The following is a 4,265-nucleotide window of genomic DNA, read 5'->3' as shown; positions in this document are numbered from 1 at the left end:
AGGTTAATGATCCTGGCAAGCTGATCGAGCAGTTACAGGAAGTGGTTGCCCAGCAGGGGCAGGCCGATGTCTCAGGGTTGAGCCCCAAAGACCAGAAAGCCCAGCTACCGGAGGCGGTTCAGGATCATTACGGGCAACTGATGAAGCAGTACGGTCCCCGCAATCCGGGCTATGTCACCACCGGGGAGGAAACCCCGAACCGGACATTGGGGTTTGATCTGTTTGGTCAGCAGCAACCACAACAGCAGGACCCGCTGGCGGCTTTAAAGCAGGCATTGGGGAGCGGGGATGCAATGACACCGCCACCACCCCCTCCGGTGACACCCAATGCCGCCGTGCCGAAGCAGGGGCAGGGTTACGGCTATCCCGGTTACAACCCATTGAACCGCACCCCCGGCACCTTCCGTCACTTCCATCCCTCCGCCGGACGGTAACAGACCGCTTCCCGAAAAAGACACGCAAAGCACCTGACCCGCTTTTACGGGCAGCGGGTAGCGGGCGGCAGGCAGCGTTTTTTCAAGGATGATTCTATGAACTGGAATGATTTCAGCTCGACCCCGATGTTTCAGCAGGGGGACGATCAGGAACAGGAACGGCTGCGCGAACAGTACTGGCGGCACTATCTCAAGCCCCAGATACCGGAGGGCTACCATCAGGAAGCCCGTTCCCTGTTTGATCAGCATACCCGTCGCCGGGGCAACCCGGACAGCAGCTATGCCGGTGACCTGTGGGAAGCCCTCTGGCATGGCGGTTATGCCGGTGCGGCAGACCTGGTATCCGGTGCGAGCCGACTGGTGGGGGGCGATGGCCATAATGCCGCCAGTGACTGGCTGCGGGACAAGTCCGAGGAACAGCTCGACAATATGTCGCCTTCCAGTGTGGAGGCGATGCAAGGGTTTGGTATCGAGCGCAAAAGCGACGGTGGATATGGCCTGACCGATGGTAGTACCGCTGCTGGTTTTGGGCTGCAGTTTGCTTCCGGGCTTGGCTCGTTGGCACCGTCCATGATCCCTGGTGGTTTGGCCAGTAAAGGACTCGCAGCACTGGGGGCGAAAGGTCTGCAGGCAACCGGTGCAGCGGCTGGTGTGAAAGGACTGGCCGATGCCCGCAGGGTTCAGGGGTATGCCAACGCCATCGACAAGGCCAGCCATGCCATTGGTTATGGGGCAACCGGTGGCTTGATGATCGGCGGTGCCGGTTCAGAAGATGCCAAAAACGCCGTGCTCTCTGCCAGTTATGAACAACTGAAAGACTCACCCAGATTCCAGGAGCTCTATCAGCAGACTTATGAAGCTGCGGGTGGCGGTGATACCCGTGTGCCTTTCGAGCAGGCGAAAGCCCTGCTGGCAGAAGAAGCGGCCAAAGAAGCCTTTGCTCCGGCTGCCGGTGTGGGTGCGGTGTCTATGGGGATTGCCGGTCCGGTTATGGAAGGACTTGCATTGGGCGCAACCGGCACCCGAGGCGCCAATGCCCTGAAAGGATTGATTACCGAAGGTGCACAGGAGTTTGGTGAAGGCTACGGCCAACAGGTAGCAGCCAACTATGGCCAGCAACAGGTGGGTATGGATGTTGGTTTGACTGATAAGGCCATGGATCAGGCACTGACCGGCCTTGCTGTCGGAGGTCCGGTCGGCGGTGTTGTCGGTGGTTTTGGTCGTACCCGTAATCCGGAAGCTGTCAGCATCCTTCAGAACAAGCTGAATGATTTGATGAGCCAGCATCAGACCCTGCAAGACCAGATGCAGGAACCCCATGCTGACCAGACCATGCTGGCCGAGCAACTGCAGCAGAACTCGCTGGCCATTGCCGGGTTGGAGAGCCAGCTCCATGAGTTGGGAGAAAAATCCCGGCAAACTGAACAACCACAGGTTGAAGTTGAGCCACAAGTTGAGCCACAACAAGAACAACAACCAGCCCCACAAGGTGCAGGCGATTTTAGCCAGTATAACCAACCGGCCTATAAACGACAGAAGGCTCGTTCCCCGCAACAGCCGCCACTATTAGAAACCGATAACGCTATTTATGTTGAACCCAACAGCCCCGCACAAAGAGATGAAACCACTTTTACCGGCCCTGGCTTTGAACAGCAGACCAATGCCCCTTACCGTCCGGACCAAGAGCAGCAGCCGGTACCACAACAGCAACCCAAGACCTTGGGGTATTCACCCACTGACTTTACCGCCAATCGGTATGGATCAGTAGGAGCAGATCCACAGGCTGTGCAGCAGGATAGCCAACAGCGCCGCCAAGATAATATTGACAAAGCCCCTAACCAACACCCCGGCTCACCAGAGTATACCGGCAACCCCGATCAGGATTTAGCCAGCTACACCGAACGGATGAACAGCCTGAACCGGTTGTTCCGCTCCTTTAACTGGCAGCTTGGTGATGATGGAAAGAAACGTCGGGTAAGAAAACTGATCGAGAACCAGCGCAAGCTGGAAATGCAGGCCCGTAAAAGTGGCCGTGGCATTACCCCTCGGAATATGAAAGAAGCTCTGGCCAACCTGAAGGCCATGGTAGAAAGCGGTGACGGTATCCGCTTTGAACGGGAAGTGGCGGCCATTGAGAACCGGCAGCAACAGGAAGGGCTGCGACTCACTGCGCAGGAAAAGTCCGGAACACCGTCTGGTGTTAAGCCAGTGATGGGCAAAAGCAATGAAAAAGTATCCACAGCAGAACGAGAGCTGGATACCCAATACGCCCTTTACGAAGCCGATGACCTGATCGCCAGCCACAACGACACCGGCAAGGTAAATCTGGAATATCCGGCAGAACTGCAACCAAGGGACCGAACCCGCCAAGCCAGTGAAGACCAGATCCGGGGTATTGCCAGCAAACTGAATCCGAAATTGCTGGGAGCCAACCCGCTGGCCAGCAGCGGTGCGCCAATTATCGGCAGTGATCGTGTTGTGGAAAGCGGTAATGGTCGTGTATCAGCAATCCGCAAAGCCTACCGAAACCATCCTGAACGGGCGAAAGCCTATCGGGAGCACCTGAAGCAAAACGCTGACTCCTTTGGCCTGAAACCCGAGTCTGTGGATAACTTCAAACAGCCAGTACTGGTGCGCCAGCGCCGGGGAGAAATGGATACCGACCAGCGCATTGCTTTCACCAAAGAAGCCAATGCCCGCGATACCGCCTCAATGTCCCCGGCCGAAAAAGCCAAACTGGACGCGGCTCGCATTACCCAGGAAGACCTGAACCACTTTGATACCGATGGCACCGGTGATCTGCTGCACCGCAGCAACGACATCTTTCTTGCCCGATTCGCTGACCGGCTCGGTGATGAGGCCGGAGAGCTGAAGACCAAAGAGGGCAACTGGAATAAGCAGATGCGTGACCGTGTGGAGTCGGCCCTGTTTATGAAAGCCTACGGCGATGACCGCCTCAATAGCCTGTTTGCCGAGGACGACAAGCCTGACCTGAAAAACCTGATCAAGTCACTGGCAATGGCGGCTCCCCACTTTGCCAGGACAAAAGGGATAGACCCGGAGCTCGGTGGCTATGGCGTCATTCAATCACTGGTGGAAGCCAGTCGCATTTTGCAGGACAGCCGCAACCGAAACCAGTCGGTGGATGAGATTCTGGATCAACGCTCCCTGCTGGACAGTTTCAGCCCCGAAACGGAAATGTTCGCTCGTTGGCTCGATGCCAACCTGAATAAGAGCAAGCAGGTAGGGCAGGCACTCAGTGAGCTGGCCAACCAGATTGAACAGTACCTCCAGAAGCAGGGGCAGGCCGATGGGGATATGTTCGGTACCCCGGATGCATCGCTGAATGATCTGATTGACCAGACAAATAACACGCTGGAGAGAGACTATGGCGACAAGAGCACACCGATCAAAGACCCGAAGCAGACCCCCAGGGAAGGGGGAAATCCCATCAAGCGCCGGGAGCGCGACTGGGAGACCCGGCAAGCCCAACCTGTTCAAACTGCTGAAAGAGGCAACGGAAAAAGTGAACCGGCAGAACGGGCCGGACGAGCAACTGACGATGCCGGAAGAACCGATAATGCGGCCAAAAGGGACGAAGTAGACGACCTGCTGGATGCGGTGGACGATGGCACGCTCGATAGCGATGAGTGGACGGACGACGACTTTGCCGGGATTGAGGAAAAGGGTGGACAATATAATTCCCGCAATGCGCCTCACTACTCGGTGCCTGGACTCAAGAGTCTGGGCGGTGCGGAACGGGCAGCCATCAAGCGGTATCTGGACGGGCGACCTGACAAGCAGGGCATTGTTCAGCGGCTGAAGAAGCTG

2 protein-coding genes are annotated in these 4,265 nt (G+C 57.0%); both read left to right on the top strand.

All coding sequences use genetic code 11. The annotated features are described in order from the left end of the window. A partial coding sequence (locus AK963_RS33715; protein ID WP_202969874.1) for a hypothetical protein occupies nucleotides 1-434 on the top strand: 434 nt, incomplete at its 5' end. 96 nt (nucleotides 435-530) lie between these two features. After that, the coding region (locus tag AK963_RS26085) for a hypothetical protein (RefSeq protein ID WP_066018281.1) at nucleotides 531-4,265 on the top strand (3,735 nt) is incomplete at its 3' end.

Source organism: Endozoicomonas atrinae (genome assembly GCF_001647025.1).
Classification (GTDB): Bacteria; Pseudomonadota; Gammaproteobacteria; order Pseudomonadales; family Endozoicomonadaceae; genus Endozoicomonas; species Endozoicomonas atrinae.
This window is presented reverse-complemented; position numbering and strand designations above follow the sequence as displayed.